The sequence below is a fragment of the Rheinheimera sp. F8 genome, from assembly GCF_001518915.1.
In genome coordinates, this window is the sequence record NZ_CP013656.1 from 202852 (window position 1) to 228786 (window position 25935).

General features: G+C 50.8%; 21 protein-coding genes. 8 read left to right on the forward strand and 13 right to left on the reverse strand.

Annotated elements, in window-relative coordinates:
- Positions 1–227 precede the first annotated feature (227 nt).
- From ATY27_RS01015 to fabB, 4 genes are all read right to left on the reverse strand, one after another.
- Positions 228–3293 (reverse strand): FimV/HubP family polar landmark protein, encoded by a 3066-nt coding sequence (locus ATY27_RS01015; protein ID WP_208932283.1) that lies wholly within the window; start codon positions 3291–3293, stop codon positions 228–230.
- Positions 3294–3608: 315 nt separating this feature from the next.
- A complete protein-coding gene (locus ATY27_RS01020; protein WP_208932284.1) occupies positions 3609–4628 on the reverse strand; it encodes an aspartate-semialdehyde dehydrogenase in 1020 nt (339 codons plus the stop codon).
- A gap of 15 nt (positions 4629–4643) precedes the next feature.
- The gene (locus ATY27_RS01025; protein ID WP_208932285.1) at positions 4644–5753 is read right to left on the reverse strand and encodes a 4-phosphoerythronate dehydrogenase; all 1110 of its coding nucleotides are present in this window, start codon (positions 5751–5753) and stop codon (positions 4644–4646) included.
- 147 nt (positions 5754–5900) lie between these two features.
- Positions 5901–7115 (reverse strand): beta-ketoacyl-ACP synthase I, encoded by a 1215-nt coding sequence (gene fabB, locus ATY27_RS01030; protein WP_208932286.1) that lies wholly within the window; start codon positions 7113–7115, stop codon positions 5901–5903.
- A 175-nt stretch (positions 7116–7290) separates the two neighbouring features.
- Between fabB and mnmC the strand changes: the two genes are divergently transcribed.
- A complete protein-coding gene (mnmC, locus tag ATY27_RS01035) occupies positions 7291–9174 on the forward strand; it encodes a bifunctional tRNA (5-methylaminomethyl-2-thiouridine)(34)-methyltransferase MnmD/FAD-dependent 5-carboxymethylaminomethyl-2-thiouridine(34) oxidoreductase MnmC (RefSeq protein WP_208932287.1) in 1884 nt (627 codons plus the stop codon).
- A gap of 51 nt (positions 9175–9225) precedes the next feature.
- On the opposite strand, the gene ATY27_RS01040 is transcribed toward mnmC, so the two are convergent.
- A complete protein-coding gene (locus ATY27_RS01040) occupies positions 9226–10131 on the reverse strand; it encodes an OmpA family protein (RefSeq protein ID WP_244151381.1) in 906 nt (301 codons plus the stop codon).
- 208 nt (positions 10132–10339) lie between these two features.
- On the opposite strand from ATY27_RS01040, the gene rnt reads away from it, so the two are divergent.
- Positions 10340–11014, forward strand: coding sequence for a ribonuclease T (rnt, locus tag ATY27_RS01045; RefSeq protein ID WP_208932288.1), 675 nt, complete (start codon positions 10340–10342; stop codon positions 11012–11014).
- A gap of 47 nt (positions 11015–11061) precedes the next feature.
- Here the strand turns inward: rnt and ATY27_RS01050 are convergent, their stop codons facing one another.
- Positions 11062–11403 carry a Grx4 family monothiol glutaredoxin gene (locus tag ATY27_RS01050; protein ID WP_208932289.1) on the reverse strand — a complete coding sequence of 114 codons (342 nt, stop codon included), beginning with the start codon at positions 11401–11403 and terminating at the stop codon, positions 11062–11064.
- 238 nt (positions 11404–11641) lie between these two features.
- Here ATY27_RS01050 and ATY27_RS01055 point away from each other — a divergent pair, with 238 nt between their 5' ends.
- The 4 genes from ATY27_RS01055 (at position 11642) to ATY27_RS01070 (ending at position 17196) form a co-directional block, all read left to right on the forward strand.
- Complete coding sequence (locus ATY27_RS01055) at positions 11642–12226, forward strand: Fe-Mn family superoxide dismutase (protein WP_208932290.1); 585 nt, start codon at positions 11642–11644, stop codon at positions 12224–12226.
- 232 nt (positions 12227–12458) lie between these two features.
- Positions 12459–14381, forward strand: coding sequence for a PrkA family serine protein kinase (locus ATY27_RS01060; protein ID WP_208932291.1), 1923 nt, complete (start codon positions 12459–12461; stop codon positions 14379–14381).
- A 24-nt stretch (positions 14382–14405) separates the two neighbouring features.
- A complete protein-coding gene (locus ATY27_RS01065) occupies positions 14406–15674 on the forward strand; it encodes a YeaH/YhbH family protein (protein WP_208932292.1) in 1269 nt (422 codons plus the stop codon).
- Between the two features lie 16 nt (positions 15675–15690).
- On the forward strand, positions 15691–17196 hold the full coding sequence (locus tag ATY27_RS01070) for a SpoVR family protein (protein WP_208932293.1): 1506 nt from the start codon (positions 15691–15693) through the stop codon (positions 17194–17196).
- A 58-nt stretch (positions 17197–17254) separates the two neighbouring features.
- On the opposite strand, the gene ATY27_RS01075 is transcribed toward ATY27_RS01070, so the two are convergent.
- Positions 17255–18214 carry a diguanylate cyclase gene (locus tag ATY27_RS01075; RefSeq protein ID WP_208932294.1) on the reverse strand — a complete coding sequence of 320 codons (960 nt, stop codon included), beginning with the start codon at positions 18212–18214 and terminating at the stop codon, positions 17255–17257.
- Between the two features lie 2 nt (positions 18215–18216).
- Complete coding sequence (locus tag ATY27_RS01080; RefSeq protein ID WP_208932295.1) at positions 18217–19251, reverse strand: response regulator; 1035 nt, start codon at positions 19249–19251, stop codon at positions 18217–18219.
- Positions 19252–19387: 136 nt separating this feature from the next.
- Here ATY27_RS01080 and tpx point away from each other — a divergent pair, with 136 nt between their 5' ends.
- Together tpx and ATY27_RS01090 are read left to right on the forward strand one after the other, a co-directional pair.
- Positions 19388–19990, forward strand: coding sequence for a thiol peroxidase (gene tpx / locus ATY27_RS01085; protein ID WP_208932296.1), 603 nt, complete (start codon positions 19388–19390; stop codon positions 19988–19990).
- Between the two features lie 146 nt (positions 19991–20136).
- Positions 20137–20643 carry an Hsp20 family protein gene (locus tag ATY27_RS01090; protein ID WP_208932297.1) on the forward strand — a complete coding sequence of 169 codons (507 nt, stop codon included), beginning with the start codon at positions 20137–20139 and terminating at the stop codon, positions 20641–20643.
- 56 nt (positions 20644–20699) lie between these two features.
- Here the strand turns inward: ATY27_RS01090 and ATY27_RS01095 are convergent, their stop codons facing one another.
- The 5 genes from ATY27_RS01095 to htpG form a co-directional block, all read right to left on the reverse strand.
- Positions 20700–21467, reverse strand: coding sequence for an alpha/beta hydrolase (locus ATY27_RS01095; protein WP_208932298.1), 768 nt, complete (start codon positions 21465–21467; stop codon positions 20700–20702).
- Complete coding sequence (locus ATY27_RS01100; protein WP_208932299.1) at positions 21461–21838, reverse strand: MAPEG family protein; 378 nt, start codon at positions 21836–21838, stop codon at positions 21461–21463. Before ATY27_RS01100 ends, ATY27_RS01095 begins: the two co-directional genes overlap by 7 nt.
- Positions 21838–22830: a ferrochelatase gene (hemH, locus tag ATY27_RS01105; RefSeq protein ID WP_208932300.1), complete on the reverse strand. Its 993-nt coding sequence runs from the start codon at positions 22828–22830 to the stop codon at positions 21838–21840. The genes ATY27_RS01100 and hemH overlap by 1 nt, the downstream gene beginning before the upstream one ends.
- 199 nt (positions 22831–23029) lie before the next feature.
- Complete coding sequence (gene adk / locus ATY27_RS01110) at positions 23030–23674, reverse strand: adenylate kinase (RefSeq protein ID WP_208932301.1); 645 nt, start codon at positions 23672–23674, stop codon at positions 23030–23032.
- 259 nt (positions 23675–23933) lie between these two features.
- The gene (gene htpG, locus ATY27_RS01115; protein ID WP_208932302.1) at positions 23934–25856 is read right to left on the reverse strand and encodes a molecular chaperone HtpG; all 1923 of its coding nucleotides are present in this window, start codon (positions 25854–25856) and stop codon (positions 23934–23936) included.
- Positions 25857–25935: the final 79 nt, after the last annotated feature.

The window sequence follows — 25935 nt, forward strand, 5'->3', positions numbered from 1 at the left end:
TAATTCAGCGGCGGCGAGTATAACAAAGCCATTGAACTGCAGCAAAATAAGCCCGCACAGTCACCACTAACTGCTCCTGCGTTTGCCCAGGCCATTCGTGCAGCTCATGGCGTTACTCTGATTCACTGAACCAACCAGCCCTAGACATAAAAAGACCCCCAGTAATTGGAATGTCCAACTAGTGGGGGTCACTTCAAAAGCGTTTTTTTTGCAGTTGACTCTGCTGGTTAGGACACCAGCCCTGATGCCTCTTGTTTCACATGGGCCGGCGCATCAGAGGCCATGATTTCTTTAATTAAGTGATTGGCGCTGTCAGCATCACCAATTTCGATGTATGCACGGACCAGGTCGAGCTGACCGGCAAATCCGGCATCGGCGTGATCTACATCACCGGCCTCATCTGCCGCAATCAAATCCTCAAAATCAGCCAATCCAACGTCAATATTCAGTGTACGTGGCTCGGCATCAGGTTCTGCCTGATCTTCAGTAGCCGCCAGCAGTTTGTCGATATTGACGAAATCAGGCAGCCCGACGGCATCGTCATCCACACTATAACGGCTTTGGCTCTGCTGTAATGCTTCCAGTTCCGCCAGCACTTCAGCAGCTTTATGCTGATCGGTCTGTGGATCCGTTACCGGCGCGGCATAATCGTCTAATCCGGACAATAACTCATCAAAATTGACGTCTTCCAGATCGGTCAGTGACTCTTGTTCCGCGCTGGGCTCTGACTGCATCAGTTCCAACGCGTCATCTGAATCTTCGGCAAATATTTGTTGCAGATCGTTGTCATCCAGCTGCAGATCTGGATACTCGTCCAGCACTTTACTCGGCCGTTCTACCGAGGAGATCCCTTCAAACACCCGCGCAACCGAATTATCATCAGTTTGTTGTAAATCCGGCATGCCGGTTTGATCATCTTCCAAATCAGCAAACTCAGACAAGTATTCAGTTTCAGCGGCAGATTCAGCCGCCAGTTCAGCTTCTTGCACGCTGGATGGACTGTCGTCGAGCAACAGCTCTTCGATATCAATAAAATCTTGGCTATCGGCATCATCTGCCGTAAAGACATCAGCTACAGGCAAATCTGCCGGCGCAACGGCACTTATTTCTGCCGATCCTGCCGGATCTGCATCTTCGTCATTCAACATCGCGCTGACATCAGCCACACTGATCTCTGCTTCGGCAAAATCTGCACTCGCCAGCGCCATCGCCTCATCGGGCAGCTCCAGTTCGGCCAGTTGTGCTTTCGTTTGCTGCGACTGCGCCCGGATCTCTGCGACTTCGTTCAGAATCTCATCAAGCTCATCAATCAGACCGGCTTCGTCATCAGCTGTCATCAAATCGTCAGCGTCAAACTCATCGGTGAGTCCACCAGCTTGCTCTTCATCAGACGTTTCGTGATGACTCGTCACAGCCACCAGTGCACTGTCTGCAAAATCATGTTCAGCTAGTTGTTCATCGGCTAATGACTCGGCAAAGGCTTCTAACTCCGAACTGTCATATTGCGCGCCTTCAACCGCTGGATCTGGCTGAGTATCCGGTAACAATTCCGGTTCGGCCGATGGCTCCGCGGCGCGGGGGGCAGCCTCGGCCTGAGTCATGGCCAGCAAAGAGTCGATATCAAAATCATCGTCATTGCTGACGGGCTGCGGCGCCGGAGCAGCAACGGGCGCCGGAGCTGCGGCCTGAGTCTGAGCAACCAGCGCATCAATATCAAAGTCATCGCTATCAAGTGCCAATGCGCTGACCGGCGAAGGTTCATCGCCTGGTAAATCCAGCTCAATCTCTTCGAGCAGCTCGTCGGATTCAGCCGCTTCAGCAGCAGCGTAGGCCAATGCTGCAGCGGATACGGCAGGATCTGGCAAAATATCGTCCGGCTCTTCGGTAGCAGTTGGTGCTGCTTGTTGCGCTGCCATCGCCTGATTAAATATGGCATCCGGATCTTCGTCATCATCCACCAGATTATCAAACAATGAACTCAGCTCATTGCCCGACAATATATTATTCGGATCAAAGCTTTGCTTCGCTTCGAATTCTGGTTCGTCAGCATCCAGCAGATTACTCAGCGCATCGCCAGCCAGTATATTGTCCGGGTCAAATGGTTCGGCTTTCGCCGGTGCAGGACTACTGATATCCAACGGATCATCGAGTAAATCGTCCAGATCAAATGCGCCGGCAGTTTTCCCGGTATCGTTGCCAAGATCGAGGTGGTCATCCAGTAAGTCGTCAGCATCAAAGCTGCTGACTGCTGGTTTGCGCACTGGCCGGTCGAAATCATCATCCAGCCGGATCCCGCTGCTCAGATTATCGTTTAACAACGAATCATCCAGATTAATCAGACTACTTTCGTCAAAGTCCAGACTGTCATCCAGTGGCGGCAATGGTGATCGATAGTTCGGGTCCAACGCTGGCGTTGCCGTGGCAGCTGACACCACTGCGGCGGCTTTCTGGCTCTTACGTCGGATCAAAAACACTACGCCAAGCAGAATTAAAGCGGCAGGGAGCGCTGCAGCAAGGATCCATCCAGCCGGACTGTTGGCAAGATTTTGCCATGTTTCGGCAAAGTTAAACCCTTCCTGCTGTTTGCGGATTTGCTCACGTTGCTGTTCGAGCATTTCACTTTGTTGCGCCAGCAACTGTTGTAATTGTGTTTGGATCTCGCTGTCTTTATCCAGCTGTTGCTTCACACCGGATAGCTGAGTGACGACGGTATCAAGCTGTTTCTTCAGTGCTGTATTTTCCTGCACTATGGTTTCCACATTGGCCATCGACGAACCAAGCCGATCACGTAAATCGGACATCTGTTCGGTCTGTTGCGCTTCCACCCGGTTCAGTTCATCGGTGATTTCTTGTTGGGCTTTGGCAATATCGACTTGTTTGGCGGAATGATCTTCTGGTTTAAGTTGTGCAGCTTTGCGGATCTTTTCCGCCCAAATGCGGTCATCGTTTTCAGATTTACGCTGCGCCATGGCCGGGTCAATCGCCAGAATGGCTCGGATGCCGGGCACTTCAAGGAAAGCGCCTGGTTTTAGATGATTAAAGTTGTCGTCGAGGAAAGCGTCCGGGTTGTTCTGATACAGCGCAAACATCATCTGATACATGTTGACGCGTTTGTCCGGCCGCGCCTGTTCCGCCAGCCGCCACAAAGTATCCTGCGCAGACAAAGGTCCAAGCCGGGTCACCGCCGGTGTATCAAATTCTTTTGGACCGCGTAAGCGCGCCGTCGATTCAGCCCAGGCCGCCGTCATAAAATTGACGGTGAACAGAATGAGCAAAATTCGCATCAGAAGCATGCAATATTCCCTAACAACCATTGGATCCAGCCAAATGCCCACTGCATCCGGACTGAACGCCTGAGTGCTGTATCCGCCATTGGATATAGCCACTGTGCAAACAGTGTTCCACATTTTAAGTGTTTACAGACAGATTCTAAACCAGATTGGCAAAAAGATGCAGGCAAAGTGCCGGGTTCCTGCTGCCACAGGCCCCATCCAGCCAACAAAACCCTATCGGCCATCAGTCATTTTGCTAACAGAGTGAGTCAACAAAAAGGACAAACGGACACCAATAAAAAAGGCCCCGCAGGGCCTTTTCGCAATGAACCGAACTTACAGATAATCGCGGATCAGGTGTTCAGCAATTTGAATACTGTTGGTCGCCGCGCCTTTACGGACGTTATCTGCGACGACCCACAGGTTTAACCCGTGATCGTGTGACAGATCTTTACGGATCCGGCCAACAAACACATCGTCCTGACCTTGGGCATGGCTGACCTGAGTCGGGAATTCAGCGTTGTCTTCCAGCAGCACGACACCAGGCGCCTGCGCCAGCAGCGCTTTGACTTCTTCAACGCTGATTGGCGACCGGGTTTCGATATGCACAGCTTCCGCATGGCCATAAAACGCCGGCACGCGCACCGCTGTCGCATTCACAGAAATGCTGTCATCCCCCATGATCTTCTGGGTTTCCCAATGCATTTTCATTTCTTCTTTGGTGTAACCATTGTCCATAAAGACGTCGATTTGCGGAATGACGTTAAAGGCGATCTGGCGCGAAAATTTGCCGGTCGCTTCAATCGGCCGGCCATTCAGCAACTGCGCAGTTTCAGAGGCTAAGGCTTCAATGCCCTGCTGTCCTGCACCACTCACTGACTGATAAGTTGCCACGTTAATCCGGGTTATACCCACAGCATCATGGATTGGCTTTAACGCCACCAGCATCTGGATAGTGGAACAGTTCGGGTTGGCGATTATATTGCGGTTACGGTAATCGGCAATCGCATGGGCGTTCACTTCAGGCACCACTAACGGAATATCGGCGTCATAACGGTAATGCGAGGTATTGTCGATGACAATACAACCAGCATCGGCCGCTTTTGGTGCATAGACCGCCGACACACTGCCGCCGGCTGAGAACAAACCAATTTGTACCTTGGTCCAGTCAAACGTCTCAGCATCCAGTACTTCTACCTGTTTACCATGAAAATTCACTGTGCCACCGGCAGAGCGTTTACTGGCCAATGGGTAAAGATTGCGTACCGGAAAATCGCGCTGCTGCAGAATTTCGATCAAATGCTGACCGACCAAACCTGTAGCGCCTAATACTGCGACGTCAAATTGCTGAGCCATGTGGTTTGTTCCCCTTTATTTCTGGCTAAAACCTAAACGAATTAAATAATCGGGTACCTGCCCCTGCAGGCACACTGAGCTGAATTCCCGCCGTGGCGGGTAGGTCTTTCTGAGCCAGTCAAACCCGTGCGTGACCAGATGCCGCCGAAACAGCGCATCGTCACGCCGGACATCATATAACATACGGCACAGATTTTGGACATCTAAAAGTCTAAAATTTGGCGAAATTTGCAGCTTTTCTATCGCTCCGGCGGGTAAAAACCGGGCCAAAGTTCTGTTCGGCGTCACGCCCAGCAATTGGCAAACCGCCTGATACAACATTTCGGTACCGCGGGCTTTGCCTTCGACACTGTGTCCGGCGATATGCGCGGTGGCAATATCGCAATATGGCAGCAGCGCCTGTTCAATCGCTGGCTCGTTTTCCCACACATCAAGAAACAATGGCCGGCGTACACCAGCACGCGCTTGCGCCAACAACGCCTGATTATCTACCACCTCACCGCGGCAAGCATTAATCAGCGCTGTTGTCGCCGGCAATGCCGCCAGCCTGTTCGCATCTAATAAATGAAAAGTCGGATGGGCGCCGCCACGCACCAGTGGCACATGCAGACTGACCACATCGGCGCGGGCTAACAAGGTATCGAGGTCAAGATGAGGGAAGTCTGGCTCAGTGGCGCGCAGCGGGTCATTTTGCAGCACTGTGAGACCTAGCGCTTGCAGCGCTACAACCAGACGTTTACCGATTTGGCCAACGCCAACCACACCGACGGTGAAGTCAGTCATCGGTTTATCCTGTTGTTCCGCCAACATAAACAGGCAACTCAATACATATTCCACCACGGACTGAGCATTACAACCCGGTGCATTGGTATGGACAATACTGCGCGCTTGCAGATAAGCCACATCCAGATGATCAGTGCCTATAGTGGCGGTGCCAACAAAACGAATGTTTGGATTGACATCGAGCAATGCGGCATTCACTTTTGTGACTGAGCGCACCAGCAGAATATCCGCATCTGCAAGCTCAGACGCTTGGACATTGCGGCCCGAGAACAAGGTGACATCCCCCAAATCTGCGAAAAACTCCCGGGCCAAAGGCATATTGTCATCGGCATAAATCTTCATCGGCAACTCCACAAATGTCAGGGACAGCGAACTGGGCCGCATTCTATGTCAGAACACAACTACTACGCCATGCAGTCAGCAGATTTCATCCGGCCAGAAAAGACAAAGCCACCCGCAGGTGGCTTTATTGCAACAACTTATCGCGGCTTAGCCGTTAAATTTCTGCATCACCAGTGTGGCGTTGGTGCCGCCAAAACCAAAGCTGTTCGACATCACGGTATTTAACGTCGCTGCTGTTGGTTTCGTGATGATGTTCAGGCCCTCTGCCGCAGCGTCCAGCTCACCGATGTTGATCGAAGGAGCGATAAAGCTATGTTCCATCATCAGTAAGGAATAAATCGCTTCATGCACACCAGCAGCACCGAGTGCATGCCCCGTCATCGCTTTGGTCGCGCTGATGGCCGGACTCTTGCCGCCGAATACCTGCTGGATAGCACCCAGTTCTTTCACATCGCCGACCGGCGTACTGGTACCGTGCGTGTTCAGGTAATCAATTGGCGCTTTGACATCAGCCAGCGCCATTTGCATACAACGCACAGCGCCTTCGCCGCTTGGTGCCACCATGTCATAACCATCTGAGGTTGCACCATAACCAACCACTTCAGCATAGATTTTGGCGCCACGGGCTAAGGCGTGTTCCAGCTCTTCAATCACCAGAATACCGCCACCACCAGAGATGACAAAACCATCGCGGTTCGCATCATAAGTACGCGACGCTTGGGTTGGTGTTTCGTTATATTTGCTCGACAAGGCGCCCATGGCATCAAATTCCATCGCAAGCGTCCAGTGCACTTCTTCACCGCCGCCGGCGAAAATAACGTCTTGCTTGCCAAGCTGGATCAGTTCAACCGCATGACCAATACAGTGCGCGCTGGTGGCACAGGCAGAGCTAATCGAATAGTTCACGCCTTTGATTTCAAATGGTGTAGCCAGACAGGCAGAACAAGTTGACGACATCGTTTTTGGCACAGCATAAGGACCAACCCGCTTCACGCCTTTTTCGCGCAGAGTATCTGCCGCTTCAATTTGCGTTTTAGACGAAGCACCGCCAGAGCCCACGACCAAGCCGGTACGTGGATTGGAGACTTGCTCTGGCGTTAAACCTGAATCTGCAATGGCCTGTGCCATCGAGATATATGCATATGCAGCAGCATCGCCCATAAAGCGCAATGCTTTGCGGTCAATCAGAGCAGCAGTGTCAATATTGATTTGACCCCAGACCTGAGAACGCAGCCCAAAATCGGCAAATTCCTGCGCAAAGCTGATGCCGGAACGGCCTTCCTGTAATGAGGCCAATACTTCTGCTTTGTTGTTACCGATACTTGAAACTATGCCCAATCCGGTGATTACCGCTCTTTTCATTCTGACTCCAGCGTAAAAAATAGTTTTCTCGGCCATTGTACGGGCTTTTTTCCGCCAACTGGTCCAATTTCAGCGCACAGTTGTACACTCACCTGATCACACTATTAGCCGCCAGCATGACAAACAAGTTAAAATGCGCCACTTTGTGCAATTTTTTTCTGATACGGACTTGTTGATGAGTCAGATCCAATCCGCCACGTTACGTTACAACGAACAAGGCACGCCGGTTTCCAACGTGTTTGACGACGTTTACTTCTCCAATGAAAGCGGGCTCGACGAGACCCAGTTTGTGTTTTTGCACAATAATCAGTTGCCAGAGCGCTGGCAGCAACTGCCTAAACGCTGTTTTCATGTGATCGAAACCGGTTTTGGTACCGGTTTGAATTTTCTGGTTTGCTGGCAGGCTTTCCGGCAGTTTCGCGCTGCGCATCCCGAGGCACGCTGCCAGCAACTGCATTTTTCGACCTTTGAGAAATTCCCGCTAACTCTCGATGACCTGACGCAGGCATTGACTGCCTGGCCGACTTTGCGGGAATTAGTAGCTGAACTGCTAGCACAATATCCACGGCCTTTTGCCGGCTGTCATCGGCTGCAGTTTGATCAAGGCGCGGTGACGCTGGACTTATGGCTCGGCGATATCAAAGACAACCTGCCGGCGCTGCCGCTGGCGAACCGCGCAGACGCCTGGTTTCTGGATGGTTTTGCCCCAAGCAAAAACCCGGATATGTGGCAGGACAGCCTGTTCAGCGGCATGGCACGGTTAAGCGGCCCAGGTACGACAGTAGCGACCTTCACCAGTGCGGGGATTGTGCGGCGTGGCCTGCAAAGTGCCGGTTTTCAGGTGAAAAAAGTCAAAGGATTTGGCCGCAAACGCGAGATGGCCGTCGGTGTTATCGCAGCAGGGGCACCACAAACAACACATCCCGACGGCGAAGACGTCATCACGCTGGTTGGTGGCGGGATCTCAGCCATTTTAACGGCATTAGCTTTGGTCCAGCGCGGCCGTCCGGTGCGTTTGCTTTGTAAAGACGGTACTGTTGCCCAAGGCGCTTCTCATAACCGGCAAGGTGCCTTGTACCCGCAGTTACAAACCAGCTTTAGCCCGGTTTCGCGTTTCCACGCCAGTGCTTATAGCTTTGGTTGCCGGCGCTATCGGGAGTTATTGCGTAGCTTTGATTTTCCGCAACAATTTTGTGGCGTCCTGACGCTGGCCTGTACTGAAGCCCTGGCGCAGCGCCAGACTAAAATTCAGCGGGAAAGCGCCTGGCCGGTTGGTTTTTTTCAAGCGTTAGACGCACAAGCCTGTAGCGATATCGCCGGGCTCAGTCTGCCTTATGGGGGATTGTTTTACCCCGATGGCGGCTGGATCGCACCACAACGCTTTTGTCAGGCCGCACTTGCCTGGCTGATGCAGCAACCACAGTTTAGTTTTTACGCGAATACCGAAGTAAAGACGCTGCAACAAGGTGCCGAAGGCTGGATGCTGTCGACAAGCACAGGTCAAATCAACAGCCGTCAGCTGGTGCTTTGTAATGGCGTCGACCTGACGCAATTCGCCTCTACCCGCCATTTGCCGGTAAATCAGGTGCGTGGTCAGGTATCGCATGTCGGTGCACCACAGATGGCCACGCTGCGCACTGTGATTTGTCATCAGGGCTATATCACACCGGCAGATACCGCGGATTTTGCCGGCGAGCACTGTGTCGGCGCGACTTTTGACCGGACAAGCCGAGATACCGTCACCACCGCAACCGACGATGAGTCCAACCTGGCGCTGGTGAATACGGTCCTGCAACAACCGACCTGGTTCGCCGATGCCACTGTAAAGTCGGCAAAAACCGGGCTTCGCGCGACGGTACCGGATCATTTGCCGATCGCCGGTGAAGTGGACAAAGGCTTGTATGTGCTGGGCGGACTTGGCGCGCGTGGACTGTTGTTTGCACCGCTTTTGGCCGAACACTTAGCAGCCGGTTTGTGTCAGCAGCCGTTACCACTGCCGGACGAGCTGCATCAGCTGGTCAGTGCCGCGCGTTTTGATAAGCTGCGGCTAGCACCATAAACAAAAAGCCCTGTGACTTCAGGGCTTTTTTATCTATTCAGGCTTAGGCCATTACAATCTGGGTGCTTCAGAACGCATCAGTTGCACCACGGCACGGCGGTTGGTAGCCCGGCCACGGGACGTGTCATTCGGCGCGACATGCCGTTTTTCACCAAATCCTTCGGTACGGATCACTTTTTCATCAATACCGGCAGTTACCAAAAATGCTTTTAACGCCTTGGCTCTTTTGCGGGATAATTCGTCGTTAATCCAGCGGCCACCATAGCTATCGGTGTATGTGTCAATATCGACAGACGCAATGGCTTTGTCATGTTTCAGATATTCAGCTATCTGATAAAGCCGCGCTTCAGATTCACGGGTCAGCGCATCACTGTTGCTCTGATAATTCAGCACGGTCAGCGCAATATCATCAAAATTAAAGCGCAACAGCCCTGCCATACAAGTGCTGAATTGCTGATATGGCATGCCAAAATGGATCGGATTGAGCTGGGCGGCAATTTTATCAAACGGACTATGCCAGTCATCAAAATAAAAAGTCGGGCTGAAGCCTTGCTCTAGCTCAGTCAGCATGGTCCAGGCCTGCTGTTTGGGTAAATCGCCATCAAACTGCTTTAACAGTTTCAGATCAGCCAGCGCTTTTGCCTGCTCGCCGGCACGCCAACTCGGCGGTACCGATAAAACTTCCGCCAGACTGTAGCCATCCGGCTGACGCTGCATTTTTAACTGAAATAACAGGTTTGATTCTTTATTAGCAGTACTGACAAAACGCGCCTCACCAAATTGCGGAATGGCATGCACCAGTTCACAGCGCAGCGCCGTCGCAGTTTTCACCGACCAGGCGGAGTTATCCAATGTGGCAGCATATTGCCGCACATTTTGCCGGTTGATTGCCGCTTCAGTGCCGCTGACCATCGTCAGCGCACATAGCACACCACAAAGTTTTTTTGCTGCATTCATAAGTCAGTTACCAATAAACTGGTGAAGATCCAGACACTTCGCCGGCATTCCTGCGAATACTACAGTGGTTTGTTTCGCCCTGTTTCAGCCTGAACCGGCGCCCACGTCACCGTTGCTGTCAAAACAATTAGCAAAGCCTGTGCCGACAACAAGACGAAGCGCGATTTTTTTGGCATACTGCGGCTCTTTTTTTGACTGGATCCTGCCGATGAGCCAGACCACGACACTTTTTGCCCAACGCTTCCGCGGCTATTACCCGGTGGTGATTGACGTCGAAACCGCTGGTTTTAACGCCCAAACCGACGCGCTGCTGGAAATCGCCGCCAGCACACTGAAAATGGACGACCAAGGCTTTTTGAGCATAGACCAGACCGTGCATTTTCATGTCGAACCTTTTGAAGGCTCAGTGTTAAACCCAAGCTCGCTGGCGTTCAACGGTATCGATCCTTTTAATCCACTGCGTGGCGCTGTACATGAACGCGAAGCGCTGACGGAAATGTTTAAAGTGATCCGCAAAGGTCAAAAAGATGCCGGTTGCCAACGCGCCGTGCTGGTGGCGCATAATGCGGCCTTTGATCAGGGTTTCTTAAATGCGGCCGTTGAGCGTAATAACATTAAGCGTTCGCCATTTCATGCCTTTGTGTCATTTGATACCACGACACTGGCAGCACTGGCTTTAGGCCAAACCGTGCTGGCCAAAGCCTGTCAGGCCGCCGGCATCCCTTTTGACGGCAACGAAGCGCATAGTGCTTTATATGATACGGAGCGCACGGCTGAGTTGTTTTGCCATATCGTTAATCGCTGGCAGGCACTGGGGGGCTGGCCGCCACCGTTTTTCGGTTCCGACGCCGAAGCTGATGATGCTGAAACCGAACAAGCCTGAAAACAACAAAACCGCCGCGGCGGTTTTGTTTTATCTCGAGGACAGGCTTATTCTGCGCTGTCTTCTGTTTTGTATTTCGCTGCCGTTTCTTTGACCAACGGTTGTAATTCACCGCGCTGAAACATTTCCAGCATAATGTCACAACCACCGATCAGCTCGCCTTCAACCCACAATTGCGGGAATGTTGGCCAGTTGGCATAAGCAGGTAATTCCGCACGAATATCCGGGTTTTGCAGAATATCTACAAAGGCGAACGGTTCACCACAAGCGATCAGTGCTTGTGAGGCCTGCGCCGAAAAACCACAGCTTGGCAGTTTTGGCGAACCTTTCATGTACAGAATGATTGGGTTATCCGCCAGTTGTTGTTTGATTTTGTCGATAGTTTCCATCAGGACCTCTGCAGCGACGATATGAAAAATTTTACGGCATTTTACCAAAGGAATTGTCTGTCGCCACTTGAGATCTGCTGATTTGCCCCAAAAACTAAGGCTGCAGAACAGAACGTCAACGCGAGGCTGGCAATCGAATGATTGTGAAGACAATCAGCTGGTAAAACTTGAGTAATTTACTCGGGTTTTGTAGTCTACGCGATGCAGAACCACTAAACAACGCCGATGGAGAAATAGAATGGCTTTTGAATTACCAGCATTACCATATGCTAAAGACGCTTTAGCACCACACATTTCCGCTGAAACTCTGGAATTCCACCATGGCAAGCACCACAACGCTTACGTGGTTAAACTGAATTCTCTGATTGAAGGCACTGCATTCGCCGGTCAATCACTGGAAGACATCATCAAAACTTCAGAAGGTCCGGTATTTAACAATGCCGCGCAAATCTGGAACCACACTTTTTACTGGCACTGCCTGTCACCACAAGGTGGCGGTGAACCAACAGGCGCATTGGCTGATGCAATCAATGCCAAATGGGGTTCGTTCGCAGCATTCCAGACAGCATTTAATGACAAAGCAGTGAACAACTTCGGTTCAAGCTGGACCTGGCTGGTGAAAAAAGCGGACGGTACAGTTGATCTGGTCAACACATCTAACGCCGGGACACCACTGACCGACAGCAGCGTCACTGCCCTGCTGACTGTTGACCTGTGGGAACACGCTTATTACATCGACTTCCGTAATGCCCGCCCAACTTACCTGAACGCTTTCTGGGCTCTGGTAAACTGGGAATTCGCCAGCGCGAACTTCGCCAAGTAACGAATCCTTGCCAGTTACAAAAAACCCGGCCTATGCCGGGTTTTTTCTTTTCCGATCCACGGCCACGTCTTCCCGTATCCCTGAACTACGCTTAGCGCAGCAACGCTTTGGGTCAGCAGCAGCTCGTCGAAAATTGCAGATATTTCTAGTAATTAGAGCGGCGAGTTCAATTTTTCCTGTCTAACCTTTAAATGCTATCTGTTTTTCAGAGTTTTGTTTGTGGAGGTGCATTATGGGCATTTTTGAGCACTACAAGTCTCGTTACGAAGCAGCACGCGAAGAAGAGTACAGTATTTCGGAGTATCTGACGCTGTGTAAAAACGACAAAAGTTGTTACGCCAGCGCCTCCGAGCGCCTGCTGATGGCTATCGGCCAGCCGGAATTTACCGATACGGCGCAGGACCCCAAAATGAGCCGGTTGTTTTCCAACCGGGTCATCGCGCGTTATCCGGCTTTTTCCGAGTTTTACGGCATGGAAGATGCGATTGAACAAATCGTGTCCTACCTGAAGCATTCGGCACAAGGTCTGGAAGAGCGCAAACAAATTCTATATTTACTCGGCCCGGTCGGCGGTGGTAAATCATCTTTGGCAGAAAAACTGAAATCGCTGATGCAACAGGTGCCGATTTATTACCTGAAAGGTTCGCCAGTATATGACCATCCGCTATGTCTGTTTGACCTCGGCGAGGACGGCAATATCCTGCTGCAGGAATACGGTATTCCAAAGCGTTATCTGAAAACCATTATGTCGCCGTGGGCCAGTAAACGACTACACGAATTTAATGGCGATATCAGCCAGTTCCGCGTGGTGAAAAAGTATCCGTCCATATTGGATCAGGTCGCCATCGCTAAAACCGAACCCGGTGATGAAAACAATCAGGATATTGCGTCACTGGTGGGGAAAGTGGATATCCGCATGCTGGAACATTTCGCCCAAAACGACCCGGACGCCTACAGCTACTCCGGTGCATTGTGCCGCGCCAATCAGGGGCTGATGGAATTTGTCGAGATGTTCAAAGCGCCGATTAAAGTGCTGCATCCCCTGCTGACCGCGACACAGGAAGGCAATTACAACGGCACTGAAGGGCTGGCTGCACTGCCGTTTGAAGGCATCATTCTGGCGCACAGCAATGAATCGGAATGGCAGACCTTCCGCAACAACAAAAACAACGAAGCTTTTCTCGATAGGGTCTATATCGTCAAAGTGCCGTATTGTCTGCGCATGTCCGAGGAAGTGAAGATTTATGAAAAACTACTCGAACACAGCGAACTGAAAACAGCGCCCTGCGCACCTGGCACCCTGACTTCGCTGGCGCAGTTTGCGGTGTTATCACGGCTGAAAAATCCAGAAAACTCCAGCATGTACTCGAAGATGCGGGTCTATGACGGCGAGAGTCTGAAAGACACAGATCCCAAAGCCAAGTCCTATCAGGAGTACCGCGATTATGCCGGCGTCGATGAAGGCATGACGGGCTTGTCAACGCGCTTTGCCTTTAAGATTTTATCGCGGGTGTTTAACTTCGATAGCACAGAAGTTGCCGCCAATCCGGTGCATCTGTTTTATGTGCTCGAACAGCAGATTGAACGTGAGCAGTTCCCGGCTGATGTGGCGGAACGCTATCTGGAACATTTAAAAGGCTATCTGATCCCGAAATATGTCGAATTTATCGGTAAAGAAATCCAGACTGCTTACTTAGAGAGTTATTCAGAATACGGGCAGAATATCTTTGATCGTTATGTGATCTATGCTGATTTCTGGATCCAGGATCAGGAATACCGCGACCCGGAAACCGGCCAGCTATTTGACCGGGCCGCCCTCAATGCCGAACTGGAGAAAATTGAAAAACCGGCCGGCATCAGCAATCCAAAAGATTTTCGCAATGAAATCGTCAACTTTGTGCTGCGCGCCAAAGCGAAAAACAACGGCAAAAATCCGACCTGGACCAGCTATGAAAAACTGCGCACTGTGATTGAGAAGAAAATGTTCTCCAGTACTGAAGAGTTGCTGCCGGTCATTTCGTTTAACGCCAAAACCTCCACCGATGATCAGAAAAAACACGACGATTTTGTCGATCGGATGATGGAAAAAGGCTACACGCGCAAACAGGTCCGTTTGCTGTCTGAATGGTACCTGCGGGTCCGGAAGTCGCAATGAGGCTGCTGTTAAGCCGGAGGTACTATGGCGCATTTTATCGATCGACGCCTGAACGGCAAAAATAAAAGTGCGGTGAACCGGCAACGGTTCATCCGCCGCTATAAACAACAAATCAAACAAGCGGTGTCCGATGCGATCAGCAAACGCAGCGTCACCGATATCGACAAAGGCGAAAGCGTTTCCATTCCGGGACGGGATATCAGCGAGCCATTTTTTCATCAGGGCAGCGGCGGTCATCGTGAACGCGTACATCCGGGCAATGATCAGTTCAGCGAAGGCGACCGCATCAAACGACCTTTAGGTGGTCAGGGCGGCGGTTCCGGTCAGGGCGACGCCAGTGCGGACGGTGAAGGCGAAGACGAATTTGTCTTTTCGATCTCCAAAGACGAATACCTTGATTTATTGTTCGAAGATTTAGAGCTGCCGAATTTACGGAAAAATCAGCTCGATAAACTGGTGCAGTATAAAAATGTCCGCGCCGGTTATCGCTCAGAAGGTGTGCCGAGCAATATTGATATAGTCCGGTCCCTGCAGGGCTCGCTGGCGCGCCGGGTCGCAATGACCGCAGGTAAAAAGAAACAATTGCAGGACATTGAAACGCAAATCGCGCTACTGGAAACTGCACCTATCCCGGATATGCACCAGCTATTGGCATTAAAAGCGCAGGCCGAAGAATTGCGCCGCCGCATCGATGCCGTACCTTTTATTGACAGCTTTGATCTGCGTTTTCGTAACTTTGCCAAGCGGCCGGAACCGACCAGCAAAGCGGTGATGTTTTGTCTGATGGATGTATCCGGCTCGATGGATCAGGCCACCAAAGACATGGCGAAACGCTTTTATATCCTGCTGTACATGTTTTTAAGCCGTAGCTATAAAAATGTTGACGTGGTCTATATCCGCCACCATACCCAAGCCAAAGAAGTCGATGAACAAGAGTTTTTTTACTCGCAGGAAACTGGCGGCACTATTGTGTCCAGTGCTCTAAAACTGATGGCCGACGTGGTGAAAGAACGTTATGACCCGGCAGAATGGAACATCTATGCCGCCCAAGCCTCAGATGGTGATAACTGGGCCGACGACAGCCCACAATGTTCCCAGTTACTCAGTGAGAAATTATTGCCGTGGGTGCGCTACTACGCCTACATCGAAATCACTCAACGCCCACACCAGAGTTTGTGGGTCGAATACGAAAAACTGCTGAGCCAGTTTGATAATTTTGCCATTCAACCGATCCGTCAGGTCAGCGATATTTATCCGGTATTTCGCGAGCTGTTTAAAAAACAGGCGGCCTGAAAACAAGGAGTCTTTTATGTCGGCAAAAAAGAAAGTACAGCCTTTATCCGACGGGCCCGATTGGAGCTTTGAGCTGCTAACGCAATATCAGGCCGAAATCGAGCGTGTCGCCCGATTTTACAAACTGGATTACTACCCAAATCAGATTGAAATCATCACCGCTGAACAGATGATGGATGCTTATTCCAGCGTTGGGATGCCGATTGGCTATAACCATTGGTCTTACGGCAAAAAATTCATTCAGACGGAGCAAAACTACAAACGCGGCAACATGGGGCTGGCCTACGAAATTGTTATTAACTCAAACCCCTGCATTGCATATCTGATGGAAGAAAACACCATTACGATGCAGGCTCTGGTGATGGCGCACGCCTGTTATGGCCACAATTCATTCTTTAAAAACAACTATTTATTTAAAACCTGGACGGATGCGTCTTCCATTATCGATTATCTGGTGTTTGCAAAAAAATACATCAGTGACTGCGAGGAAAAATATGGCCTGAGCGAGGTCGAGGATATTCTGGATTCCTGCCATGCCCTGATGAACTACGGGGTAGACCGCTACAAAAGACCACAGAAAATCTCGATGGATGAAGAGCAACGTCGTCAGCAGGACCGGGAAAAATATTTGCAGTCTCAGGTCAATCAGCTTTGGCGCACTATTCCGAACAAAGAGCAGTTTAACAAACCGGTAGAGCAACATTATCCAAAAGAACCACAGGAAAACATCCTGTATTTTATCGAAAAAAATGCCCCGTTGCTCAAACCCTGGCAACGCGAAATTGTGCGGATCGTACGCAAGATCTCACAGTATTTTTATCCGCAAAAGCAGACCCAAGTGATGAATGAAGGTTGGGCAACGTTCTGGCACTACACCATCTTGCAGCATTTGTATGAAGAAGGGCTGGTGACAGATAAGTTTATGCTGGAAGTGCTGCATAACCACACCAATGTGGTATACCAACCGGCCTACAACTCGAAGTATTACTCCGGTATTAACCCTTACGCGCTCGGCTTTGCCATGTTTACCGATCTGCGCCGCATCTGTGAAACACCGACCGCCGAAGACAAAGAATGGTTTCCCGATATTGCCGGCTCTGATTGGGTCGAAACCCTACATTTTGCCATGCAGAATTTTAAAGATGAGAGTTTTATCAGCCAGTATCTATCGCCGAAAATCATCCGGGATTTTCATTTATTTGGCATTGTTGATGATGATAAAGAACAACAGCTGGAAGTGGCCGCTATTCATAACGGCCCGGGTTATCAGAAAGTGCGGCAGATGCTGTCGGCACAATACAATCTGAGTAACATCGAACCCAATATTCAGGTGTTTAATGTCGATGTTACCGGTGACCGCTCGCTGACTTTACGGTTTGTGCCAAACCAACGGGTACCGTTGGCAGATAACTTTGCCTTGGTATTGAAGCACCTGCACCGACTCTGGGGTTTCACGGTGAAACTGGAACAACTCAACGAAGATAACAACGTAAAATTGTTAGGCATGATGCCACCGGAATAGCAGATGCCGGCAAATGCCGGCATCATTTTCTCAGACTTGGGGCAGAACTAAAATCGCATTACTTGCCGGCCACTGTGACTTTATTCCGGCCATCCGCTTTGGATGTATACAGCGCTTTATCGGCAACCTCGATCCATTGCCGGTGTTCAAGCATATCCGGCGTATATTCCGCTATCCCAACGCTGACCGTGGCTTTAAGCAACTGCTGATTAAATTCCATCGATAGCGCCTCCACTGTTTTACGCAGACGCTCAGCAAAATACAACGCCTGATCCGCCGTCGTATCCACCAGTAATACCGCAAACTCTTCGCCGCCATAACGACCCGCTACATCGGTTTCACGCAGGTTCTTTTTCACGGCCTGCGCCACCTGACGGATCACCACGTCACCGGCGGCATGGCCGTATCCGTCGTTAATCCGTTTAAAGTGGTCGATGTCACACATCAGCAAAGTGCCCTGATGGCCACTGCGTTTGAGTCGCTTAAACTCAGTTTGCAGCGCATCTTCCCAGGTACCGCGATTATTCAGCTCAGTCAGGAAATCGGTTTTCGACAGCTGGCGTAACTGGCCGTTCATTGACTCCAGCTCCAGCCGGCTGGTCGCTACGTCGGTGACGTCATAAATAATCATACACAGGTGTGTCACCACGCCACGCAGGTCCGTGATGGGGAAAATAGTGCTGTTCTGATACATATAATCCGCGACACCGGTAATAGGCCGATAATTGCGGAATTTAAAAATAAACGGACGTTGTTCCCAGATGGTAAAAGCGCGGTTCTTCAGCAAGATCACTGGATCGCACTTCCGCCGCAGCCAGTCTTCATCGATTTCTGAGAATAAATCAAATAGATACCGATCGCGGACCTGACGAGGTGTCAGGCCACTATGGTTTTCCATAAAGCCGTTCCAGACCTGAATTTTATAATCGGCAGTCAAAACCACCAGGCCCACATCAACCGTCTGAAACATGTCGAGCAGCCAATGCACTTCGGAAACTTCGGGACTGATATTTTGCATAGTTACTCTTCTAACAAAAATTCGACTTTGTAATTCAGTGTTTTAATGCTGTCTTCAGTAAACAGCAGCAGCAAATCACAATTGATATTGTAATTCTCAATGCCATAACTGATTTCGATCGCCAGCATTCGTTTCCAGCGCCGGGCATTGGCTTTAATCATCTCGCTGACCGGCGCATGTTGACCCAGCACCACCGGATGCCCCTGACTGAATGACATATCAATTTGTTCAGCCAGACCTTTCAGTACAGCACCTATCAGGATGTTACCGATGTCCATCAGCAACTCGAGTTCAGTTTTTGCGGTTAATTTGCCTTCATAATTCAAAAGCTTGGCAATGTCCGCAAAGCTTGAGTCATTTAAAATCAGCAAAGCTTCGCCAGACACACCACCGCCAATAAAGCCCTGACATACGGCCGATGTGGTCTGCTTTTGTTCGACCGATGCAATCGCCATATGCAACTCGCTGACTTCAATCACATTGACGTTGGGGATGGGTAGTTTGACAAAGACTTTTAGTAAGCGCGCCAGTAAATCACCAGCCTGCCCCATCGCGACATTCGTCAGCTCCTGAAACACATCGCGTAACACCGGATCCAATGCGAAGTTCATACTGCTGTGATGGTTAGCAGCAAAAGCACGATCCAGCACTTTCTGGCTATCTTGTGCTGTGTGGACTGACGTAAACTGTTGCAATACTTCCTGCAGTTTTTCAGCGGAAACAGGTTTTTTGATAAAATCGAGTGCACCAAAAGACAATACCCGTTCCCGGGCTTCAGGTTGAATATCGCCGGATACCACTACTACTTTGACGGGGATTTGTTGGGCCTGGATCGCCTGCAACACACCATAACCGTCGAGGATCGGCATGTTCAGGTCAAGGAATAATAAATCGATGGGCTGACGTTTCAGCACTTCCATCGCTTCCTGACCATGGCCGGCAAAACTGACTTTGTCCTGCCAATCTGCCGGCAGACTACGCGCCATTTGCTTTCGTGCTAAATTCGAATCATCACAGATTAAGACAGCTGCTACCATTCACGACTCACAACACAGAGGGATATGAACCAGTGTAGCGTCTGCGTCCGTAATATGCGAACCGGACAACACTTTTGCCGGATGATTTTTTCGCTGTTAGTCTCTGTATTCCATACTTTTTTAAAAGGAAAACTCTATGTTTAAGCCCATGCTCGCCACGATATTCTTACTCGCTACACCATGGCTGCAGGCAGCTGATTTAACGGCAAGTTTGCCCGTGCGCTTATCCGAAGTGAAAGCTGGTGAGCGGCCGCTGGAATTGCAGGGGACACCGGTCAGCCTGCAAACACTGGCACCAGATTTTAAAGTGGCTGACGCTGGTTTTAAACCAGTCAAACTCAGTGACTTTGCCGGGAAAACCGTACTGATCAGTACAGTGCCCAGCCTCGACACCGGCGTCTGTTCAATCCAGACGAAAAAATTCAATGAAGAAGTCAGCAGCCTGCCGGCTGATGTGGTGATCCTGACTATCTCCAATGATTTGCCATTTGCGCAAAAACGCTTTTGTCAGAAAGAACAGGTCGATAAGTTGCTGGTATTGTCGGATGCAGTCTGGGGCGACTTTGGCTCCAGCTATGGCTTGCGGATTAAAGACATGGGCTTGCTAACCCGGGCTGTGCTGATCGTCGATCGTAACGGTAAACTGGTGTATCAGCAGCTAGTGCCGTTGTTATCGCAGGAACCAGATTACACCGCGGCTTTAACCACACTGAAACAGTTCGCACAAAAAAAATCCTAATTCCGTCGCTTGAAAAAAAGCTGCCAGGCCTTATCTATGGGATATGGGAACGCCGCATAGCCGGGTTCCTGTATTCCGGTCTGCTCCCTGGGGAGAGGCCATTAAATATCTGATTTGCTTAACAAAGAAATTAGTGAGGTTTGACTATGCACGCTTTTGATTTCAGCCCTTTTTATCGTTCATTTATCGGTTTTGATCATCTGGCGACTTTAATGGACGCCGCAGCCCGTAATGAAAAACAGCCGGCATATCCGCCGTACAATATTGAAGTAACCGGTGAAGATCAGTACCGCATCACGATGGCCGTGGCCGGGTTTGAACCGCATGAACTGAGTATCGACACCGAGCGCAATACCTTATTTGTCCGTGGCCAGAAAGCCGATAAAACGGAAGACCGTCGTTTCCTGCACCAGGGCATTGCCGAGCGCAATTTTGAGCGCAAATTCCAGTTATCAGATTATGTCCGTGTGACCGGCGCAACTGTGCATCATGGCTTATTGCACATTGAACTATTGCGTGAAATTCCGGACGCACTGAAGCCGCGTAAAATCGCCATTCACAGTGGTCAGCCCACAGCAGTGCTGACACAGCAAGCCGCAGCCAATACCGAGCTGGTACAAGACGCCACGCCATTGCCAACCGGTACCGTATAAGCCGCTGTAAACGCAGCCGCTACAAAGCAAAGCCGCATGATGCGGCTTTGTTGTTTTCAGTTGCAGAGAAACTCTGCGATAGGTTTATTCACCAGGTCGGGATGCGTCACCGGGCCCATATGACCGCACTCCAGCCGTTGTAAGCGGACATCCGGCAACACGCCTCGCAGCGCGGCGCTGATCCGCTGGGCGGATTGGCGACTATGGCTGCCGCTGAGCAATAACACCGGGCTGTGCACTGCGTCCGCATAATCAGCCAGACTGGCCGGTTCCTGGCTTAACGCCTGAAAATCCAGCGTGACCTTTGCGACCTGCAGCGCCAGCTGCTGTTGCATCCGCACCGGCAAGCCGGCAAAAAAGCCCTGGTGTTGCCAATAATCAATAAAACGGGCTGCGGCTTCTGTAGCATTAAGCATCGGCAAAGCATCAGCCAGGGCTCGAACCTCCTGCCACAGCGCGCTGGCGTCCGGTAGCTGGGGCAACAGATGAAAAGCCACCGGTTCAAATAATACCAGTTTCCGGACTTGCAGTTTTTGCGTACGGGCCAAATGCAATGCCAGTGCACCACCATAAGAATGACCAATCAAATCAAGCGGCTGCGTTTTCAGTGTGTCCGGCAGAGCCGCCAGCAGCAGATCCGCTTCGGCCGCCAACGACCAAGGCTGCTTTGCTGGTAACGGCTCAGCACCGTAACCGGAAAGATCGGGCAGAAAACAGCTGTGTGTTGCAGATAACGTAGACGTTAATGCCAGCCACTGGCGGTGGCTGGACATGGAACTATGCAGCAATAAGGCCGGCCTGCCACTACCAAGTTGTTTTACCATGCTTTGAGCAGCAGAAATGCCGCACCACACAGCAGCGCAGTGAAAGTCGAAATCATGCCTAAAAACCGTGGGATTGAGGTGCCGCTGGACCGGCTTAATCCGGTTAAATGCAGCAGCCGGCCGCCCAGCGTCAGAGCCCCCAACAAATGTAACTGCCAGGCCGGCACTTGCTGTTGTTCAGCGACCAACATGATCACCAGCAACAGCGGTACATATTCAGCAAAATTGCCATGAATGCGGATCGCTTTAATCAGCTCTGGTTGTTGTCCATCGCCTAAACCCACACGTAATTTAAAACGCTGCCGCACCACGGCTAAAGCCAGCACGACATACATCACCGCCAAAATAGCAGCATAAATTGCTGTGATCATTACCACCCCGATAATTGTTGTTGTACCAGCTGTTGAAACACCCGGATATGACATGGCGCGGCATTAAGCGCCGGAATATATTGATAATCGCTGCCGCCGGCGTGCAGAAATATTTCTTTGTTCTCCACGGCAATTTCTTCCAGCGTTTCCAGACAATCCGCTGCAAATGCCGGACATAACACCTGCAGCCGTTTCACGCCCTGCCCCGGTAGTTGCTCCAATAATTGGTCGGTATAAGGTTGCAGCCATTTTTCTTTGCCGACCCTGGATTGGAAGCTGACCAGCACCTGTTCCGGTGTTAAACCCAAATCCTGTGCCAGATTGGCCGCAGTTTCGCGGCAATGCCGCTCATATGGGTCGCCCAGACGGACAAAACGCTCCGGAATACCGTGGAAGGACAACAGCAGTTTGTCGGCCTGACCATGTTGTTGCCAGTACATTTGCACTGAGCCGGCCAGTGCTTTGCGGTAAATCGCGGTATGGTGATAGTGTTTCACCAGCCGGATCTCGGCAATATCCCGGCGTTGTTGCTGATACAACGCTAACTGGTCGGAAATGGCGGCGGTGGTCGTGGCGGAATATTGCGGATACAACGGCAACACCACAAAACGGCTGACGCCTTGGGCGCTCAGTTCATCCAGTACGGCGGCTATCGATGGTGAGCCGTAAGTCATGGCGTATCGCACCTGTACCGGAGTCTCACTCAACTCAAGTCGTTTAGCCAGCGCTTCGGTTTGCCGCATTGTGATGACCCGCAGCGGCGAGCCGTCTTCCCACCAAATCGATTGATACAACTTAGCTACCCGCCGCCCGCGAAACGGCAGAATGATGCCACGCAGGATGCATTGCCATAAAATCGCCGGATAATCGACGACGCGCTGGTCGGATAAAAATTGCTTCAGGTAACGCTGGATCGCCGGAACTGTGGGCGCATCCGGCGTGCCCAGATTAACCAGTACCACAGCGTATTCTGAAACTGCACGTTCTAACATGGCATAAACTCTTGGAAATTATGCGGATCTGGCCTGAAGTCTACCATCTCGGCATAAGGGGCTGTTGATGTTTGGTGTTTGTTTTTGCAGCCGCCTGGCAGCCATTTCACTGAAAGCCCGGCAAGCTGGTAGCCGGGTCTTGCGCGCAAAAACAACAAAGCCCACAGCAGTGGGCTTTGGTTTTCATCACCGCCAAGGCTTAGCCCAGCAAGTTACTCAGGAAAGTACTGACGGCTTCGACCGGCTGAGTACCATCTAAGTGGTGATAATGCGTCAGGCCCTGTTCTGCCTGGTTACGGTAATAACCGACCAGTGGTTCAGTCTGTTCATGATAAACGCCTAAACGTTTACGCACTGTCTCTTCTTTATCGTCATCACGGATCACCAGATCTTCACCGCTTTGATCGTCTTTACCGGCCACTTTTGGCGGATTGTACGTGACATGGTACACACGGCCTGACGCCGGATGCACACGACGACCGCTCATGCGCTCAACAATGACATCGTCCGGCACGTCGAACTCGATGACGTGGTCAACCAGTACACCGTTATCCTTCATCGCATCCGCTTGTGGAATAGTGCGTGGGAAACCGTCTAACAAAAAGCCTTTGGCGCAATCTGGTTTGGCAATACGTTCTTTCACCAGACCAATGATGATTTCATCAGACACCAGCTGACCGGCATCCATCACCTGCTTGGCAGCCAGGCCCATTGCAGTGCCCTCTTTGATGGCTGCACGGAGCATATCTCCGGTGGAGATTTGCGGAATACCGTACTTGTTCATCAAAAACTGTGCCTGTGTTCCTTTACCGGCACCCGGTGCACCCAACAGAATAATTCGCATACCAAAAACCTCGGTTTTTTCAGAAACGGTTCCAAATGTCATAAGCGCTGGATCTTTACATAATGTCAGTCAGCAGACAAGGTATTTGTCGGCTGCTCAGAGCAGCCACTGACAAGCCGACTTTAGTACTAATGGCCCGGTAGATCCGGTCAAGCCGCAGTATGCCCAAAGAATGTGGCAAAACACTATTCGACGATAGTTGCACTGCATAAAAACAAAACCCGGCTAAAGCCGGGTTTTGTCTGATCAATGCTGTAGATTATTTCGCCAGAGACATCAACAGACTGTTTAAGCGGCTGACAAATGTCGCCGGATTTTTCAGGCTGCCGCGTTCTGCCAATAACGCCTGTTCAAACAACACTTCGGCCCATTGTTTAAATTGGGCTTCGTCCTGCACGTCAGCAATATGGCGCACCAGCTGATGCTCCGGGTTCAACTCGAAAATTGGCTTCACTTCCGGCACTTTCTGGCCGACCGATTCCATCAGTTTGATCATCTGCGTGCTCATATCGAACTCGTCAGTCACTACACAAGCAGGGCTGTCGGTCAGGCGATGACTGACTTTGACATCTTTAACCTGATCGCCGAGCGCCGTTTTAAAGCGTTCTGCCACGCCAGCAAATTGTTTTTCCGACTCTTCCTGCGCTTTTTTGGTGTCTTCATCGTCAAGTTTCGACAGGTCCAAACCACCTTTAGCCACTGAACGCAATTTTTTACCATCAAATTCAGTCAGATGCTGCATCAGCCATTCGTCGATGCGATCGGATAACAGCAGCACTTCCAGGCCTTTTTTGCGGAAGACTTCCAGATGCGGGCTGTGTTTAGCGGCTTCAAAACTATCGCCCACCAGGAAATAAATCTCGTCCTGACCTTCTTTCATCCGGCTGACATAGGCTTCTAAACCAACACTTTGCACCGCAGTATCAACATGCGTTGAGCTGAACCGCAACAGTTTGGCGATGCTTTCTTTGTTGGCGTGATCTTCAGCCGGGCCTTCTTTTAAAACCTGACCAAATTCATCCCAGAACGACTGATATTCGGCCTGATCTTCGGCCTTCGCCATCTTTTCCAGCATTTTCAGTACACGTGAGGTACAGCCTTTACGCAGACTTTGCGTCACTTTGGTGTCCTGCAGGATTTCGCGCGACACGTTCAGTGGCAAGTCGCTGGAATCCAAAACGCCTTTGATAAAGCGCAGGTAACTTGGCATAAACTGCTCAGCGTCATCCATGATAAAGACGCGTTGCACATACAGCTTCAGGCCGTGGCGGGCGTCGCGGTTCCACAAATCAAACGGCGCTTTTTTCGGCACATACAACAGACTGGTGTAGTTGGTATTGCCTTCAACTTTGTTGTGGCTCCAGCTCAGCGGCTCAGTCCAGTCGTGTGAAATGTGTTTGTAGAATTCCTGATACTCGTCATCACTGATTTCAGATTTATCACGCATCCACAATGCAGTCGCTTTGTTAACGGCTTTCCAGTGACCTTCGGTAGCCGGGATTTTCTCACCGTCTTCTTCACGCTCTGCGGTGCCCTCTTCCCACATTTCTACCGGGATAGAGATGTGATCTGAGTACTTGGTGATAATGCTTTCGACTTTCCACTTGCTGAGGAATTCGCCTTCGCCGTCACGCAGGTGCAGCACAATCTCAGTACCGCGGCTGGTCTTATCAGCACTTGCCAGCGTGTAATCACCTTCACCGGCTGATTCCCACTCGACAGCGCTATCTGGCGCCGCACCAGCTTTTAACGTACGTACTGTAACTTTGTCGGCCACGATAAATGCAGAGTAAAAACCAACACCAAACTGACCAATTAACTTGGAATCTTTGCTTTGGTCGCCGCTCAATTGCGAGAAAAATTCTTTAGTACCAGATTTTGCGATAGTGCCTAAGTGACTAATCACCTCGTCACGCGTCATACCAATACCGTTGTCGCTGATCGTAATGGTTTTGGCCGCTTCGTCCAGACTGACGCGCACGCGTAAATCGCCTTCGTTGCCATACAGACTGCTGTCAGATAACGCCAGAAAACGCAGTTTGTCCGCCGCATCTGAAGCGTTCGAAATCAGTTCACGCAGGAAAATTTCTTTGTTCGAGTACAAAGAATGGATCATCAGTTGCAGCAACTGTTTGACTTCGGCCTGGAAGCCATGCGTTTGTTTTTGAGTTGTTTCAGTCATTTACCGCTCCTTTCACACTAAATTCGTCAGCGCGGACCGGTTCAGATACACAAAGGTTCCGGACTGGCCCGCCTGTCAT

What these genes read in the sequence shown, in the direction of transcription:
- ATY27_RS01015 (WP_208932283.1), bottom strand. Translation starts at nt 3,293, where the DNA reads ATGCTTCTGATGCGAATTTTGCTCATTCTGTTCACCGTCAATTTTATG.
- ATY27_RS01020 (WP_208932284.1), bottom strand. Translation starts at nt 4,628, where the DNA reads ATGGCTCAGCAATTTGACGTCGCAGTATTAGGCGCTACAGGTTTGGTC.
- ATY27_RS01025 (WP_208932285.1), bottom strand. Translation starts at nt 5,753, where the DNA reads ATGAAGATTTATGCCGATGACAATATGCCTTTGGCCCGGGAGTTTTTC.
- fabB (WP_208932286.1), bottom strand. Translation starts at nt 7,115, where the DNA reads ATGAAAAGAGCGGTAATCACCGGATTGGGCATAGTTTCAAGTATCGGT.
- mnmC (WP_208932287.1), top strand. Translation starts at nt 7,291, where the DNA reads ATGAGTCAGATCCAATCCGCCACGTTACGTTACAACGAACAAGGCACG.
- ATY27_RS01040 (WP_244151381.1), bottom strand. Translation starts at nt 10,131, where the DNA reads ATGAATGCAGCAAAAAAACTTTGTGGTGTGCTATGTGCGCTGACGATG.
- rnt (WP_208932288.1), top strand. Translation starts at nt 10,340, where the DNA reads ATGAGCCAGACCACGACACTTTTTGCCCAACGCTTCCGCGGCTATTAC.
- ATY27_RS01050 (WP_208932289.1), bottom strand. Translation starts at nt 11,403, where the DNA reads ATGGAAACTATCGACAAAATCAAACAACAACTGGCGGATAACCCAATC.
- ATY27_RS01055 (WP_208932290.1), top strand. Translation starts at nt 11,642, where the DNA reads ATGGCTTTTGAATTACCAGCATTACCATATGCTAAAGACGCTTTAGCA.
- ATY27_RS01060 (WP_208932291.1), top strand. Translation starts at nt 12,459, where the DNA reads ATGGGCATTTTTGAGCACTACAAGTCTCGTTACGAAGCAGCACGCGAA.
- ATY27_RS01065 (WP_208932292.1), top strand. Translation starts at nt 14,406, where the DNA reads ATGGCGCATTTTATCGATCGACGCCTGAACGGCAAAAATAAAAGTGCG.
- ATY27_RS01070 (WP_208932293.1), top strand. Translation starts at nt 15,691, where the DNA reads ATGTCGGCAAAAAAGAAAGTACAGCCTTTATCCGACGGGCCCGATTGG.
- ATY27_RS01075 (WP_208932294.1), bottom strand. Translation starts at nt 18,214, where the DNA reads ATGCAAAATATCAGTCCCGAAGTTTCCGAAGTGCATTGGCTGCTCGAC.
- ATY27_RS01080 (WP_208932295.1), bottom strand. Translation starts at nt 19,251, where the DNA reads ATGGTAGCAGCTGTCTTAATCTGTGATGATTCGAATTTAGCACGAAAG.
- tpx (WP_208932296.1), top strand. Translation starts at nt 19,388, where the DNA reads ATGTTTAAGCCCATGCTCGCCACGATATTCTTACTCGCTACACCATGG.
- ATY27_RS01090 (WP_208932297.1), top strand. Translation starts at nt 20,137, where the DNA reads ATGCACGCTTTTGATTTCAGCCCTTTTTATCGTTCATTTATCGGTTTT.
- ATY27_RS01095 (WP_208932298.1), bottom strand. Translation starts at nt 21,467, where the DNA reads ATGGTAAAACAACTTGGTAGTGGCAGGCCGGCCTTATTGCTGCATAGT.
- ATY27_RS01100 (WP_208932299.1), bottom strand. Translation starts at nt 21,838, where the DNA reads ATGATCACAGCAATTTATGCTGCTATTTTGGCGGTGATGTATGTCGTG.
- hemH (WP_208932300.1), bottom strand. Translation starts at nt 22,830, where the DNA reads ATGTTAGAACGTGCAGTTTCAGAATACGCTGTGGTACTGGTTAATCTG.
- adk (WP_208932301.1), bottom strand. Translation starts at nt 23,674, where the DNA reads ATGCGAATTATTCTGTTGGGTGCACCGGGTGCCGGTAAAGGAACACAG.
- htpG (WP_208932302.1), bottom strand. Translation starts at nt 25,856, where the DNA reads ATGACTGAAACAACTCAAAAACAAACGCATGGCTTCCAGGCCGAAGTC.